Origin of the sequence: Candidatus Competibacter phosphatis, assembly GCF_012939995.1 — a bacterium.
In the GTDB taxonomy this organism is placed as follows: Bacteria; Pseudomonadota; Gammaproteobacteria; order Competibacterales; family Competibacteraceae; genus Competibacter; species Competibacter phosphatis.
Genome location: NZ_SPMZ01000031.1, coordinates 35,714 through 50,136, shown reverse-complemented (window position 1 = coordinate 50,136; position 14,423 = coordinate 35,714). Strand labels below are relative to the sequence as shown.

The window sequence follows — 14,423 nt, the reverse complement described above, 5'->3', positions numbered from 1 at the left end:
GAGCGCTAGGCGGCTCGGTCTTGACCGTCAGATAAGTGCGCGGCTCCACAAGGGGCAAGGTCGCGACCGGCGGCGATTCGGCGACCGGCGGCGTTGCCTCGACCGGTTGTGGTTCGACGGCCGGCGGGCGTTGCCTCGACCGGCTGTGGTTCGACAACCGGCGGCGTCGCTGTATCCGGTTGTGGTTCGGCGGCCGGCGGCGTCATGATCGCTGGGGGTTCTGGTGATTCCGACGCAGTTCTCAACCCGAGCCACCACCCACCCCACGCCACTAGCCCGATCACCGGGAGGACCACTGCCGCGACCCGCCAGTTCGGTTTGGCCGGCCGTTCCGGGGCTGTCATGGCCAAGGTCGGCGCTTCTGGTTGGGGCTCGGCCAGCCGTTCCGGGGCTGTCATGGCCAAGGTCGGCGCTTCTGGTTGGGGCTCGGGTGGCGGCTCGGGCGGCGGTTTTGGGCGTGGCTTGTCGTCTTCCGTCAGCGCGGTTTCCAGATGCTGCTTGAACGCGGCGACCGATTGCAGCCGCTGTTCCGGTTCCACCGCCAGCGCCCGGAGCAGGGCGGTGTCCAGTGCGGGTGGGAGATCTGGGAGAAAATGGCGGGTCGGTTTGAGCACATCCGGTTGTTGCAGCAGCGTCGCCTGTTTCCGGTCCAGCGCCGCCGGCAATCGCCGCGCGGTTAGCATGAAGTACAGCGTCGCCGCCACGGCATAAACGTCGGTCCACGGTCCCTGTCGGTTCAGATGACCTTGCAGATATTGTTCGTAGGGTGCGAAGCCTTCGGAGTAGATCAGCAGGCTGCGGGTGTGGGTGCCGGTCACCTGGCGGGCCGAACCGAAATCCAGCAGAATCAATTCGTCGTCACGAGTCAGATAGAGATTGCCCGGCTTGATGTCCCGGTGCATGAAGCCGGCTTGATGCACTTTCTGCAAGCCGTCCAGCACCGGCAGCATTAACTTGATTGCCCGCCGCCACGGCAACTGGATTCCCGGTTGTCCTGTTCGGGGCGGTTTCAGATGCCGCGCCAGGTCCTCGCCTTCGTAGTAGTCCATCACCAGATAGGCAGTGTCGTTCAACTCGAAGAAGTTCACCACCCGCACCAGATGCGGATGACGCAATTGCGCGATGGTTTGCGCTTCTTGCAGGAAGGTGCGTAGCCCGTAGTGGAATAGCTCTTCGTGGTCGCGGCTGTTGAGCACCACCGTCTTGCGGTCGGTCGAGCGCCCGACAAATTCGCTGGGGTAGTATTCCTTGATCGCGACCTTCATCTTCAGGGTCACGTCGAAGCCGCGATAGGTGATCCCGAAGCCGCCCTGGCCCAGCTTTTCTCCGATCACATAACCCTTGAGTTGCGTCCCAACCGGCAGTAGCGCGGCGGATCGCCCCTCGGCATTGGCCCGGTAATGGCAGATCGGACAGATGCCGGCCGCGTCCCATTCGCGCGGGTGAAAACAGCCCGGACAGGTGACCTCGACCGGCTGGGCGCGGGTTTCTTCCGGTGGCGCGGTCATGCAGGACGAACTCCCTTGGTAAATATTGGGCTACAATATTATTTTAATTTTTGGCAGATTTATCTATTTGAATTTTATTGAATAAATAAGGTAGTCCCGGCTTTGTCATGTCGGGGAGCTTGCTGAGTAGTGACGGATGTTCTGACAAAGTGGAATTAAAGTTGCCAGAAAAACATGCTCGGGAATTGCCGGAAGCGCCTAAGCGGGGTTGTTCGGATACATTGACGGCGCGACTGCCGAGCGCGGGCCGATCCCTGGCCCGCTAACCTGGCCTATCCTTCGGCTTACTCCACCTTCACCGTCCCCATCGACCCGCGCCCGAACTGCCACGGTTTGTACATATCCTCCACGTACACCGCCGGTTGTTGGTAGACACCGGGCGTCACCGCCCGCGCCAGATAGGCTAGGGTGAACCGCCGCTTGTCGCCCGGATCGAGATCCAGTGCCGCTACGAAGCGGTCGTCTCGAATCTCGGTGTGCAGTGTTTCAGTCAATTCCGGCAACCAGGCTAGTTCAGCGGTCGAAGCGTTGTGCGCCAGCCGAGCATTCTCGATTTCCAGCCCCGCCGGCAGTAGATCCACCACCAGCGCTTGCTGCTGTTCACTGCTCATCGCCTCGCCGGTGATCACCGCCACCAACAGGTCGTTTTGGCGGATCTGAGTCGGGTCCAGCGCCTTGCCGGTCCGAGTGTAATAGCGGCGGCTGATGGTGAAACCCTCCTGAGCTGGTGGTTGCGGTGCGACCGGCACCCCGCTCCGGTTCAGGGTATACCAGGCCGGCTGTCCGCCCTGGTTGGTCACGGTCAACCCCTTGGCCAGCGCCTCGCTCGTCAGCGACCGGTAGAACGGATCGGCGGTGGTAGATTGTCCGTCCACGCCTAGTTGCAGTTGCCCCGGCTGTTGCAACAGTGCCCGCGCCGCCAGTAGTAACCAGGCCTGTTCCTGGGTACTGCTGTAGCGACGGGTGTTGAAGTTGGCGGCCACCTGATCGGCCAAATCCGGCACCCGCTCCGGCAGCAGTTTCACTTCGGCCAGCAGCGCCAGCACCGCCGCCCGGTCGCGTAGCGGACTACCGTAATCGCGCGTCCACGTCCGTTCGGTCCGGTTCAGCGCGGCGGTGAAGGCTTCCCGCGCCCGGCCCAGTTCGCCGTAGCGGGCCAGCGCCGCGCCCAGTTGAGCTTGCGCCAGCGCGTTTGGCAGTTTCTGCAAGTAGTTATCGTGTAGATAGCGCAGATCGCCGATGGCCGCCTTCTGCACCCGCGCCAGCACGTACAGGTTGTAGGCCCGCCAGCCGAGATGTTCGGTATCGAAGTCGCCTTCGTTCACCCGCTCCTGCAAGCGTTTCAAGCCGCTTTGATAAGCCGCTTCCGGTACCAGATACTGTTCCTGCCGGGCGCGAACCAGGAAATCCATGGCGTAGGCCGACAGCCAATCCTCAATCTCGTTACTGGGACTCCATAGCCCGAAACCGCCGCCGGCATCCTGCAAGTTCAGGATGCGTTGGATCGCTCCTTGCACCCGTGCCCGCAAACCGGCTTCGGTGGCGTTTTGGCCGACCCAGGCTTGGGCGACCTGGTTGAAATACAGCAGTGGTAGGGCGCGGCTGGTGGTCTGCTCCAGACACCCGTAGGGATAGCGATCCAGTTCGGCCAGCAGTTCGGGCACATTGAGGTTGGGCCGGCTGGCGACGCTCAATTGCGCCTGTCCGGTGCCGGGCAGATAGTCGTTCAACGCCTCGCCGCCGAGTCGCAGCGTTTCGCCAGGGTTCAGGCGTTGCGCGACACGGTTGCTGACGATGGTCTGGGCCGGTCGCACTCCGATGTCCGCTTCCCGCACCAGTTGGAAGTTGTTCGGTCCCGTGATCTGTAAGTGAACCTGGCCCTTACCCGGTTGCAAACCACGCAAGGTGAAGGTCCGACTGTCCTGGTTTTGAGTGGCGGAATCGGTCACCGTGAAGGTGAAGGTCGCCGGCTCTTCCACCGCCACCGCGCCATCGGCGCTCAGGCGTAGTTGATAATCGCCCGGCGGGGCGCTCAGGTTCCGCACGGTCACGGTGATCCGGCTGTCGTCCTCCGGCGCCAGGAACCGCGGCAGGTAGACTTGCGCCACCAGCGGGTCGCGTACCAGCGGTTTGGCTTCGGCTTGGCCAACTCGGTCGTGGTTCCAGACCACCGCCATCAACCGCAATTGGCCGTTGAAGTCGGGCAGCGCCAGCGGCACGCGCGCCCGCCCGTCGCCGTCCAGCGCGACCGGTCCCGAGAACAGGGCCAGGGTTTTCACCGTGCGGATGCCGGAGGCGTCCAGTTGCCGGCTGCCGGCGTCGCCGCCGACCCGGAGCTGGCCCGGTCGCCCGCCGGCTTCGATCAGTTTTCCGTATAGATCCAACACCTGCATGCTCAGCCGGCGCTTGCCGAGGAAGTATTGCACCGGGTCCGGCGTGGCGAAGTCGGTCAGTTGCAGGATGCCTTCGTCCACCGCCGCCACCGTCAGCCAGGCCGGCTGGCCGGCGTCGAGTCCGGTAACCGCAACCGGCAGTTCCACGGTCTGGCGCGGCTTCCATTCGGCTGGCGCGTCGAGGGTGATAGTCAGGGTGCGCGGCGCGGGGTCCAGTCCCACCCAGGCCACGCCGATGGCCCGCCCCGGTCCGCGTTGCTTGGCGCTGTCCGCCGGGCGGAACGCGGTGGCGGCGATGTACACGCCCGGACCCCACTCGGCGGGAATCGGTAGTTCCACCGTCGCGCCATCGGCGCTCGCGCTGACGGTTTTGCTCAGCCACAGCCGGTCGCCGACCACGTTCAGCAGCACCTCGCCGGCGAAGGGCGCGCGTACGAAGATCTTGGCGGTTTCGCCGGCTGGTAACGCGGTTTATCCAGCGTGACCTTCATCTGATCGGGGGTGTCGCCTTCGTTGGGGGTTTCGAACCAGCCGGCGGTGAAGCGCACGCTGGAGGCGACGCCGGTGGCCGGATCGAGCACGTCCAGTCGGTAATGGCCCCAGTCCAACCCTCGTTGGGTCACCACGGTCGGCTGGCCAGCAGCGAGGTTCAGGGTCTGACCACCGGCCGGCGTGCTGTCGCGGATGATCATCTTGTAGTTCCAGCGGCCTTCATCGTGATACCAATAATACTGATAGTCCTCACGTACCAGTTCGGCGCGCAGCCCGTTTTTGGCCAGCGGCTGGCCCATCGGGTCGAGTGCGATCACCTCGAATACCGCGTCTTGGCCGGTCTGGACGCCGCCATCGCCGAAGCGCGGCTTGATGCCGATGGCGAAAGGTTGGGCTCGATAGGGCAGATCCAGGCTGCGGTTCACCGGTCGCCCGCCCGGCTCGAACAGCGATACCCGCACCTTGGCCAGTAACGGTCGGCTGGTGTCGGGTGTCTGCTCCAGCTCGATCGACGCCTGTGCCTTGCCCTGGGCGTCGGTGCCGGCCAGCGCCACTGGGAAACGTTGCGCGGTCCAACTGTCCTGCGCCAATCCGAAACGGTAGCCGGGGAAAGCCGGATAGGGGTTGGCGTCCTCGTCCAGCACCAGTTCGGCTTCCGCCTTGAGATTGGCGGCCGGCGCGCCGTACAGGAAGCGGCCGTCGATGTCCACCACCGCCGGCTCGCCCGGTTTCAGCATCGTTGCCGTCGAGTTCAGTTCCAATTTCAACTGCTGCGGCACGAAATCCTCGACCTGAAATTTCAGTTGCCCGACCGGTTCGCCCTTGGGGTCGGTATAGGCCTTGACCGTCCACTCGCCGGTGCGGGCGTTCAGCGGTAGCGGCAACTGAACGTGGTAGCCCCCCAATGCCGGGTTGCTCGGCCGCAACTGGGCGATTTCCACCGTATCCGGGCGGAACACCTTCAGGGTCAGCGGCGTTTCGGGGAGCGCGTAACCGCGGCTATCGCGCGCCAGCGCCATCAACTCCACCGTCTCGCCGGGCCGGTAGACCCCGCGCTCCGTATATAAGAAGGTATCCACTGATCCCGGCGCGGCGCGGCCTCCAACGCCTCGGTCGCTGAGATCGAAGGCGGGTTTGGTCAGGTCGAGAAAGTTGTAGTCGCCCTTGCCGAAGGCCATCAGCGCCGCTGGTTCGCGACCGCCGGCGCCACGTAGCAGACCCGGATCGAGTCGGGCATAACCTTGGCGGTCGGTGACCGCCTTGCCCAGTTCGCCATTGTTGCGGGCGTACAGCCGCAGTTCGATGCCCGGTAGCGGCTTGGCGCCGGCTAGCGAGCGAACGAACACATGCAGGCCATCGTCGCCGCGCAGAGTGAACAGCCCGATATCGGAGACCACCAACCATTGCGTGGCCCGGTTCTCGTAGCTGTCCGGGTCCTGACTGACCGGTTCGGCGGAGACAATGTAAATGCCCGGTTGCGGGTCGCGCAGAATCTCGCCAATCGGGATGGCGGTGGTGATTTCCTGGTTGCGCTCGCCGGTGGCCAGGGTTAGGGTTCCTTCCCACACCTGCTCGCCGGATTGCTTGGCGATGGCGTTGAGATCGTAGCCGTCCAGTAGGTTGGTGATGCGACGGTTTTCGATCTCCCGTAGCAGGTTGCGGTCGTTGATCCGCAGCACTCGCAGCCGTGCCGCGTCCAGGTTGACGCTGGTCAAGGGTAGATGTTGGCCATCGGCCTTGGGTAGCACATAGGTCGCGCCGCGGAAACCCAGGGTCGGTTCGCGATCCTCGACCTTGGCGGTGAACTCCTGACTGGCGCGAGTTTTCTCGCCGGTGGCGGAGGGGATGCCGGCCCGGGCGGTGATGGTGTAGCTTTGGCCGTGGCTGACCCCTTCCACGCAGAGTTGCTGTTCCTTGGCGCTGGCGATCGCCTGGATAGCGGGTTGGACGAGCAGGTAATCCTCGTAATGAATCCGCCGATCCTTGGCCAGGTCGTCGGAGAAGTTCAGACAGATTTTTGGTGCGGCGCTGTCGGATTCGACCGAAACGCCCTTGATCTGGAAGGCGTTGGCGTCGGCCAGTTCCTGATAACGCTTGGCGATGCGCGGATTGTCTTCCAGTTCCAATCCCTCGCGGAAGGCGGCCATGGCTTGTTTGGACGACTGGCTCTGGTCGTACAGTTCACCCAACCAGAACAGGGCGCGGGCGCGTTCGAACGGCGCGCGCGCCGCCTGAAGGGCGTTCCAGGCTGCCTGTTGGGTGCGTTCCCGTGCCTGCTGCTGGGTTTGCGAGTCTTTGGCGCTTTGCGCCAAAGTGCGCCATGCCTGACTTAGATCCAGCCAGACCGCCGCTGGCGCGCTGGCGGCCAGGGCGGTTTCGTAGCGCTCGATGGCGGCGGTCAGATTGTGTTGCCGGGCCAGTTGCTCAGCCTGTTGCGTCAGTGTGGCGGCTGGCTGACCCGCAGGGTTGCGGTTGTCGCGAATGGATTGCAGGTACTGGGCGGCGGTCACCGCCAGTGTCGGATCGTCGAAGGCGTGGGCGCCGACCGACAGCAGTAGCGCCAGCAGGAAGAACGGCAACGAGAAACGGCGCATCGCGGACTCCTTGAAATCATGACGACGAGGGCGATTGGAGCGGGCGTGCCCCGACGCTTGCCCAAATCGCGGGCTATGCTTGATCGTATTGATGATAGCGGGTTCCTGAGCGGCTGGCTGGGCGCGAATGCGACTCGCGCCCCGGCCCGGACGGCGAGGTTTACGAGAAATTTGTGACTGCGATGGATATTCCAGTGGAACAAGGATTGATACTTATGAAAAAATACGATGAATTATTCATTGCAGCCTATCGGTTTCCAACCGTGATCGATTCGGAGGGTTATCGGCCTAACGTTGGCATCATTCTGTGTAACGAAGAAGGGCGCCTTTTCTGGGCGAAGCGGATCGGGCAGCGGTCCTGGCAGTTTCCCCAGGGTGGCATCCAGCGGGATGAATCGCCCGAGCAGGCCATGTTTCGCGAGCTGGCCGAAGAAGTTGGCCTGCGGCCGGAGCACGTTCAAGTGATCGGCTGCACCAAGGGCTGGCTGCGTTACCGCTTGCCCAAGCGTTTGATCCGGCGCGGCGGCAAGTCGACCTGCATCGGCCAGAAACAGATCTGGTTCTTGTTGCGGATGCTGGGCGGCGAGGAAGCGGTGCGGCTGGATTTATCCGAACGCCCCGAGTTCGACCACTGGCGATGGGTGGACTACTGGTACCCGCTGCGTGCCGTGGTGCCTTTCAAACGTCATGTCTACTGGCGAGCGCTGTACGAACTGGCTCCGCTGCTGTTTTCCGATCGCCCACCATTGCGGCGGGCGCCACGCGATTCCAAGTTGCCCGAGACCGTCGTATCCCGCCCGTCGCCATCGCCGTCGGCCCGGTCCCGGTTGCCCGAGCCTGCCCGGCAACCCGCCACCGTGGTCAAGCATGTGGTGGTACTGCCGCTGCGGCGGGTGGAGATCGGCCAGCATCCCGTCATCACCCGCATGGTGGTTTCGGCGCGGCGCCTGGGCGGGCTGGAGGCAACGCCCACCATGCCGGCGCTGGAGCCGTCGCCGGTTGTCATGTCATCCCCGGACGAGGTTTGCTCGCCGCACCCGACCGCATTGCGTCCGCACCGCATGTTCCGGCGCTGACGGTTCCCGCTTCGCTGCCTGTTGAGGACGGTTCCATGCTGGACATCCTGCGGCGTATCGTGCAGGACATCAACGCCACCCGCGACTTGAGCGAGGCGCTCAACCTGATCGTGGTCGAGGTCAAGGCCGCGATTCATACTGATGTCTGCTCGGTGTACATGACCGATCATACCCGTGGCGAACATGTGCTGATGGCCACCGATGGTCTGCGACCGGGCGCGGTCGGCAAGGTGCGGCTGAAACTCGGTCAAGGGTTGACCGGACTGGCCGCCACCCGCGCCGAGCCGGTCAACGTCGATAACGCCCCCGCCCATCCCGCTTTCCGCTACATCGCCGCCACCGGCGAGGCCCCGTTCCGTGGGTTCATCGGTGTACCGATCGTCCGTCGCCGCAAGGTATTTGGCGTGCTGGTGTCGCAGCAGCGCGAGCAGCGCAAGTACACCGCCGACGAGGAGTCGTTTCTGGTGACGTTGGCGGCGCAACTGGCTGGCTGCATCAACCAAGCGGAAATCCGCCAGGCGCTGGAACGACTCGACGACGATGCGCTGTCGGGCACGCTGTTTCTGGAGGGGGTGGCCAGTGCTCGCGGTCTGGCGATCGGCGAGGCGGTGGTGGTGTTTCCGGCCACCGCTCTGGATCGGGTGCCTGACAAGGACATCGACGATCCGGAGGCCGAGGCTTCGCGCTTCCGCCAGGCGGTGGCGGCGGAGTTGGCCGAGCTGCAACGCCTGAGCGAGCGGATGCGGCTGCTGCTGGCGGCCGGCGACCGAGCGTTGTTCGATGCTTACGGATTGCTACTGAGCAGCGACAGCCTGGTCAACGGTACCTTGGAGCGGATCATCGCCGGCAACTGGGCACCCGGCGCGCTGCGGGCCACGGTCCTGGAATACGCCAATATTTTCGCGGAAATGGACGACCCCTACCTGCGCGAGCGTGCCGCCGACATCCTCGACCTTGGCCAACGCCTGCTGGACCGCTTGCAGGAGGAGCAGGTGGTCAATCGCCATTATCCCGATCACACCATTCTGATGGGCGAAGAGATCAGCGTTTCGCAACTGCTGGACGTGCCGCCCGAGAAGTTGAAGGGGTTGGTGTCGGTGCGTGGCACCGGTACTTCGCACGTTGCCCTGCTGGCGCGCGGCTTGGGCGTTCCGGCGGTGTTCGGCGTCAGCAACCTGCCGCCGGGTCGCTTGAACGGCCGCGAGGTGGCGGTGGATGGCTACACGGTGCGGGTCTGCATCCAGCCCAGCTCGGCATTGCGCCAGGAATATCTGAAGCTGATTGCCGAGGAGGCCGAACTGTCGCGTGGTTTGCAGCATCTGCGCGATCTGCCGGCCGAGACCCTGGACGAGCATCGCCTGGAACTGCATGCCAATTCCGGTTTGTTCGCCGATATCGCCGCCGCTCGCAACAGTGGGGTACAGGGTGTGGGGCTATATCGCTCGGAGCTGCATTTCTTTCTGCGCGATCGTTTTCCCGGCGAGGAAGAGCAGGCCACCATCTACACTCGGGTGCTGAGGATCATGGAACCGCATCCGGTGGTGCTGCGCACCTTGGATGTGGGTGGCGACAAGCCGTTGCCGTATTTTCCCATCAGTGAGCAGAATCCATTTCTGGGCTGGCGCGGTATCCGCATCAGTCTGGATCAGCCTGACCTGTTCAAGACGCAGTTGCGGGCGATGCTGCGGGCTGGCGCGGTCTATCCCAATCTAGCGATCCTGTTTCCGATGATCGGCGGCGTTGGCGAGTTGAGCGAGGCGCTGGATTTGCTGCGTTGTTCCGAGGTGGAATTGCGGGAAGACGGGGTGCCGGTTCGAACGCCGCGAGTCGGCATCATGGTGGAAGTGCCATCGGCGGTGTATCAGATCGATCGCTTGGTGCGGATGGTCGATTTCGTCTCCGTCGGCAGCAACGACCTGACCCAGTACCTGCTGGCGGTGGACCGCAACAACGACCGGGTCGCCAAGCTGTACGATCCGCTGCATCCGGCGGTGCTGCTGGCGATCCGCCAAGTGGTCGAGGGTGGCCAGGCCGCTGGCAAGCCGGTCGGCGTGTGCGGCGAGATGGCTGGCGACCCGGCGTCCGCCCTACTGTTGATGGCGATGGGCGTGGATAGCCTGAGCATGAATCTGGGCAGCTTGCTCAAGATCAAGTGGATGATCCGCAGTATTCGCTATGAAGCCACTCAGGATGTGCTCGCCGAGGCGATGCGGATGGACAACGCCGCCGCCATCCGGGAGCACGCCAATACGTTTCTCGACCAGCAGGGCTTGAGCAGCCTGTTGCGGGTGGGGAAGTAGGACGCGGATACCGCTCGGCCCGGCGGATGGCCTTGTCCGAGCCCGCCATCAAGAGCTACATGACGAGATTGTCCGGGTTCGTACCGCTCCACCATGGCCGGTGAATCGGCGATTGCTGCTATCATCCGCGCTTTCCAGCCGATCCAGGAGAGTGTTCGCGATGCTGCGTTTCCGTGGGAGCCCCGCCCTGTCGCCGTTCCGTCTGGAGAAGCTGCTGACCGCGTTGCGTCGGCGGGTTCCAGTCGTCACCGAGATCTACGCCGAGTTCGTCCATTTCGTGGACGGCCGCCTGATCACGCATGATCGCGAGGTACTGGACCGATTGCTTCAGTACGGTCCCACCGCCACGCAACGTCATCTGACCAGCGAACCCACCTTCTTGGTCGTTCCTCGCCCCGGCACCCTCTCGCCCTGGTCGTCCAAAGCCACCGACATCGCTCGCAACTGCGGCTTGCAACACGTCCGCCGCATTGAGCGCGGCGTGGCGTATTACCTCGAATCGACACGGGCGTTGACCGCCGGGGAGCAGGCGCTCCTGAAACCATTGCTGCACGACCGCATGACCGAAGCGGTGTTGGAGCCGGACGACGATCCCGCCCTGCTGTTCGCCCAGGCCGAGCCGGCGCCACTGGCCAGCGTGGACCTGCTCAGCGGTGGGCGCGACGCCCTGGTGGTCGCCAACCGCGAACTGGGATTGGCGCTGTCGGAGGACGAAATCGACTATCTGCTCGACAGCTTCATCCGTTTGGAACGCAACCCCAGCGACGTGGAACTGATGATGTTCGCACAGGCGAACTCGGAGCATTGCCGGCACAAGATCTTCAATGCTGATTGGATCATCGATGGCATCGCGCAAGATCGCTCGCTGTTCGCGATGATCCGCCACACTCACGAGCGCCACCCCGCCGATGTGTTGTCGGCCTACCACGATAACGCGGCGGTGATGACGGGATTTTCCGCCGGACGCTTTTTTCCCGATCCGGCCGACAGTCAGTATCGCTATCACCCGGAAGACGTGCATATCCTGATGAAGGTGGAGACGCACAATCACCCGACCGCCATTTCGCCCTTCCCAGGCGCGGCGACCGGTTCCGGCGGCGAAATCCGCGACGAAGGCGCGACCGGGCGCGGGGCCAAACCCAAGGCCGGTTTGTGCGGCTTTTCGGTCTCGCATCTGCGTATTCCCGATTTCGCCCAGCCCTGGGAGCGGGACTACGGCAAACCGGACCGTATCGTCTCGGCGCTGGACATCATGTTGGAAGGTCCCATCGGCGCGGCCGCCTTCAACAACGAATTCGGTCGTCCTAATTTGGCCGGCTACTTTCGTGCCTTTGAGGAGGATGGTCCCGACGGACAGCGGCGCGGCTATCACAAGCCGATCATGATCGCCGGCGGACTGGGCAACATCCGCGAGCCGCATGTCCACAAGGCCGAGCTGCTGCCGGGAGCCGCCATCGTCGCCTTGGGCGGACCGGCGTTGCTGATCGGGTTGGGTGGCGGCGCGGCCTCCAGCATGGCGACCGGCAGTTCGCACGCGGAGCTCGATTTCGCTTCGGTGCAGCGCGGCAACCCGGAAATCCAGCGTCGCGCCCAGGAAGTCATCGACCGTTGCACGGCGCTGGGCACGGCCAATCCCATCCTCTCGATTCACGATGTCGGGGCGGGCGGATTGTCCAACGCCGTGCCGGAAATCATCCATGACGCCGGACGAGGCGGGCGCTTCGAATTGCGCGATGTGCCGAACGACGACCCCGGCATGTCGCCGATGCAGATCTGGTGCAACGAGGCGCAGGAGCGCTATGTGCTGGCCATCGCCGCCGAAGGTCTGGAGACGTTCAGGACGCTATGTGAACGCGAACGCTGTCCGTATGCGGTGATCGGCACCGCCACGGAAGCCCCGCGCCTGACGGTCGAGGATCGCCAGTTCGACAACCGGCCGGTGGATTTACCGATGAACGTGCTGTTCGGCAAGCCGCCGAAGCTGCTGCGCGAGGTGACGCACGCCCCGGCCGCGTCTGGGGCGCTCGATCTGGCGGGTATCGAACTGGACGAAGCGGCGGCGCGGGTGTTGCGCTTCCCGGCGGTGGCCGACAAAAGTTTTCTGATCACCATCGGCGATCGCACTGTGACCGGCCTGGTCTGCCGCGATCAGATGGTCGGACCGTGGCAGGTGCCGGTCAGCGATGTGGCGGTGACCGCCACCAGTTTCGATGCCGACACCGGCGAAGCGATGGCCATGGGCGAGCGAGCGCCGTTGGCGCTGCTGGACGCGCCGGCTTCCGGCCGGATGGCGGTTGGCGAGGCGCTGACCAACATCGCCGCCGCCCGCATCGACAAGCTGGGCGATGTCAAACTGTCGGCCAACTGGATGGCGGCGGCCGGCCATCCCGGCGAAGATGCCCGGTTGTTCGATACCGTCCGGGCGGTGGGCATGGAGCTGTGCCCGGCGCTGGGCATCGCCATCCCGGTTGGCAAGGATTCGCTGTCGATGAAGACGGTCTGGGATGTGGCCGGCGAATCCAAGAGTGTGGTGGGTCCGCTGTCGCTGATCGTCTCCGCCTTCGCCCCGGTCCAGGACCTGCGCCGCACCCTGACGCCGCAATTGCGCACCGACCGGGGCGATACCGATCTGATCCTGATCGATCTCGGGCGCGGAAAAAATCGGTTGGGCGGCTCGGCGTTGGCGCAGGTTTACAACCAGTTGGGCGACTGCGTTCCCGATGTGGATAAACCAGAAGAGCTGGCGGCTTTCTTTGCCGTCATTCAGGAGCTTAACGCCACCGGGCGATTGCTGGCCTATCACGACCGTTCCGATGGCGGCTTGTTGGCGGTGCTGGCGGAGATGATGTTCGCCGGTGGTTGCGGCGTGACGGTGCTGCTGGACGATCTGGGCGAAGGATTGCTGCCGGCACTGTTCGCCGAGGAACTGGGCGCGGTGGTGCAGGTACGGGCGCGGGATCGCGGCGTGGTATTGGGACGCTTGGTCGCCGCCGGTTTGGGCGAGTGCAGCCATGTGATCGGGGCGCCGAATGGCCAGGATCGGTTGATTCTGCGTCACGCCGGCGAAACCGTGTTTACCACCAGTCGCGCCGAATTGCGGCGGCTGTGGTCGGAAACCAGTTATCGGCTACAAGCGCTGCGCGACCATCCCGATTGTGCCCGCGAAGCGTTCGACGCCGCCTGCGATCCGGCCGATCCGGGCTTGAACGCGCGGCTGAGCTTCGATCCCGCCGAGGATGTGGCGGCGCCGTTCATCGCCAACGGCGCGCGTCCGCGGATGGCCATCCTGCGCGAGCAGGGCGTCAACGGTCAGATCGAAATGGCGGCGGCCTTCGACCGGGCCGGCTTCGCGGCGGTGGACGTGCACATGAGCGACATCATGGCCGGACGGGTCTCACTAGCCGATTTCCACGGTTTGGTAGCCTGCGGCGGATTTTCCTATGGCGACGTGCTGGGTGCCGGCGAGGGTTGGGCCAAGTCGATTCTGTTCAATGCCCGCGCTCGCGAGCAATTCGCCGCCTTCTTTGCCCGCCCCGACAGTTTCGCGCTGGGTGTCTGCAACGGCTGTCAGATGTTGTCCAATCTGCATGAGTTGATCGGCGGAACCGAACCATGGCCGCGCTTCGTGCGCAATCGGGTGGAGCAGTTCGAAGCGCGCTTGAGCCTGGTGGAAGTGCTGCCGTCGCCGTCGTTGTTCCTACGTGGCATGGAGGGTTCGCGGCTGCCGGTCGCGGTGGCGCACGGAGAGGGACGGGCGGAGTTCCGCGATACGGGCGGCGCGGATGCGGCGCTGGCGGCGGGTTTGGTCGCGCTGCGTTTCGTGGATCATCACGGCAAGCCGGCCGAGAGCTACCCAGCCAATCCCAACGGCTCGCCGGGCGGGATCACCGGACTGACTAGCCGCGACGGCCGTTTCACCATCCTGATGCCGCATCCGGAGCGGTTGTTCCGCACGGCGCAGTATTCCTGGCATCCCGATGGTTGGAGTGAAGACGGGCCGTGGCTGCGGCTGTTCCGCAACGCGCGCCGGTGGCTCGGTTGAATTGAGGAATCGCCGTTG

General features: G+C 64.3%; 5 protein-coding genes and 1 pseudogene. 3 read left to right on the top strand and 3 right to left on the bottom strand.

The features are described from left to right. Positions 1–5 precede the first annotated feature (5 nt). The 3 genes from E4P82_RS11610 to E4P82_RS11600 all read right to left on the bottom strand — a co-directional run bounded on the left by E4P82_RS11610 (position 6) and on the right by E4P82_RS11600 (position 6,987). On the bottom strand, positions 6–1,508 hold the full coding sequence (locus E4P82_RS11610; protein WP_169249041.1) for a serine/threonine protein kinase: 1,503 nt from the start codon (positions 1,506–1,508) through the stop codon (positions 6–8). Positions 1,509–1,792: 284 nt separating this feature from the next. Then, the gene (locus E4P82_RS11605; protein ID WP_169249040.1) at positions 1,793–4,312 is read right to left on the bottom strand and encodes an alpha-2-macroglobulin family protein; all 2,520 of its coding nucleotides are present in this window, start codon (positions 4,310–4,312) and stop codon (positions 1,793–1,795) included. Further along, a complete protein-coding gene (locus E4P82_RS11600) occupies positions 4,303–6,987 on the bottom strand; it encodes an alpha-2-macroglobulin family protein (protein ID WP_169249039.1) in 2,685 nt (894 codons plus the stop codon). Before E4P82_RS11600 ends, E4P82_RS11605 begins: the two co-directional genes overlap by 10 nt. 263 nt (positions 6,988–7,250) lie before the next feature. Between E4P82_RS11600 and E4P82_RS22130 the strand changes: the two are divergent. The 3 genes and pseudogenes from E4P82_RS22130 to purL form a co-directional block, all read left to right on the top strand. Continuing rightward, positions 7,251–7,751 (top strand): annotated as a pseudogene (locus E4P82_RS22130) (RNA pyrophosphohydrolase); the annotation flags it as partial. Positions 7,752–8,098: 347 nt separating this feature from the next. After that, complete coding sequence (gene ptsP, locus E4P82_RS11590) at positions 8,099–10,363, top strand: phosphoenolpyruvate--protein phosphotransferase (protein ID WP_169249038.1); 2,265 nt, start codon at positions 8,099–8,101, stop codon at positions 10,361–10,363. Between the two features lie 160 nt (positions 10,364–10,523). Then, positions 10,524–14,405 (top strand): phosphoribosylformylglycinamidine synthase, encoded by a 3,882-nt coding sequence (purL, locus tag E4P82_RS11585; RefSeq protein ID WP_169249037.1) that lies wholly within the window; start codon positions 10,524–10,526, stop codon positions 14,403–14,405. Positions 14,406–14,423 lie beyond the last annotated feature (18 nt).